Origin of the sequence: Marseilla massiliensis (assembly GCF_016899955.1) — a bacterium.
Classification (GTDB): Bacteria; Bacteroidota; Bacteroidia; order Bacteroidales; family Bacteroidaceae; genus Prevotella; species Prevotella intestinigallinarum.
The window spans coordinates 1-1744 of the sequence record NZ_JACJJL010000074.1 but is presented as its reverse complement, the minus strand read 5'-3'; the positions used below and the strand labels follow the sequence as shown (position 1 = coordinate 1744).

Below are 1744 nucleotides of genomic sequence, written 5' to 3'. Positions count from 1 at the left end.
CCAGCGTCTGTGCCGTCACCGCGCCGGTCAGTGCCGGATCTATCTGTTGGGCAAACGCCGGAACGGTATGGCCTCCGGCCAGACACAGGGCCAACGCCCCGGCGGCCATTTTCAGTCTGTTTGCTTTCATCTGTATTTAATTTTACTTTACATTTTGAGACTACCTTTTCTCCGCTCCGCCAGATTCCGGTCGCGTTCCTCCTTGCGTGGAGCGAGAACCGGAGCCAGCGGCTTGTTTAAGAGGCAGTCGTTCCAGTCCTTGAACGCCTTGGGCGGCAGCCATTGTCCGGTGCGATAATGGACGGGCAGATGTGCGGCAAGCTGTGAGGGCAACGCCTTTCCCGGATTGACGGTAAAACTCTTGCCTCCGGTTTCTACTTGCAGGTTGCCCTCCGTTTTGCTGATTTTCATCGGGATGCCCTCCAGCAAGCCAATCATGCGAAGACCATAGATGCGTCCGGCAATGTCGTTGTCAAAACAGTCGAAAGCCTTGGCGTTAGGAAAACGATTCATCACACCGGTTATCTGGTTGTCGGAGAATGTCCCTCCGAGGGAGACCAATGCCACATCCGGGTGCAACTGGTTTCTGTTCATCTGATGGAAAGCCATCGCATCGAAGGCGGACTCACAAAAGAATACGCACCTGACCGCTTCCGGATTACCGCCGGAAAAGTCGGCCACCCATGCCGCCGAAGAGGAATCCGTGCCTGCAGCCTTTGACTTGTAGCCGCCGTAACCGCGTACTTCATATCCTTTCACCTGATTATCCGTGTCGGTATAGGGAAAGCCGATGTTGTAGCCGTCAAAATTCCCGTTCCGTCTGTCCCGTATGAGAAAAACGAATGGGACAAATTGTCTGACCGTTTCATCGGATAGTCCGCGTTGGCGGAAGAGTTGAGGAATGCGCTCCACGTCTATTTGCCTCACTTCATATCGTGAAGTATCAAAAGCTGATGCAGCCTTAGCTGATTTCAGGTATTCCCAATCCTCATGGTATTCCGGTTCGGGCATGTTGGCGAAGCGTGCCATGACCTTGGCCACCTTCTGCCACTCGTCCTTGCCAGTGACGAGGAAGGCACTCAGGTTCTCACGGATAAGTGTCAGGACATCCCCTTTGGAGCCGTCCCGGCGGAAGAACGTCTGGGCATCCCTGTCGTTGGGATGGCTGACGATGATGGTGTCACGTTTTTCCCGTCCGTCACCCAATACCAGCTCGATGTAACGTCCCACACCGGCCTTGCGGTCAAGGCGGTAGCCGAGGGCATAAGCCACATCGGTCACGCCGACACGCGCTTTGAGTTCCTTGAAATTTACCTTGTAGTCCGGCATACCGTATTATTTTTAGGATTAAATACCCATCTTGGCACTTACGGCCTGCGACCTGCCCATCATGGCAATCTCCGGCCCGAATGTCTTGCGTGCCGTCATGTTCAGGAAGGCCGCCTTGTCCTTGTAGTCCGTAAGTTGGAAGTAAGTCCTTGCCGTGCCTTTCGACACCTTCTTCAGGCCCAGCTCCACACCGTCATACGAGGCACGGATGGCATAGCCACCGCTGCGTGTCTTGACGATGGCCGCGTTCCTGAACGGCACTTCCTCGCCTGGGTCAAGCGGAGCGAACGGGTCGTTCTTGGCCAGGTAGGGCTGCTCGTTCAGGGCCAGCCGCTGCCTGTCCACATGGTCAAGTATCATGTCAGAAGCCCTGTTCACGTCCGCCATGACCGAGACGATGAATTTCGGTTCCTGC

Annotated in this window: 1 protein-coding gene and 1 pseudogene; both read right to left on the bottom strand. The window is 55.3% G+C overall.

Features of this window, described 5'->3' with window-relative positions; all coding sequences use genetic code 11:
* Window positions 1–147: 147 nt before the first annotated feature.
* A complete protein-coding gene (locus H6B30_RS15920; protein WP_205112230.1) occupies window positions 148–1329 on the bottom strand; it encodes a DUF3991 and TOPRIM domain-containing protein in 1182 nt (393 codons plus the stop codon).
* Between the two features lie 18 nt (window positions 1330–1347).
* Window positions 1348–1744, bottom strand: a pseudogene (locus H6B30_RS15915) (DNA primase); the annotation flags it as partial.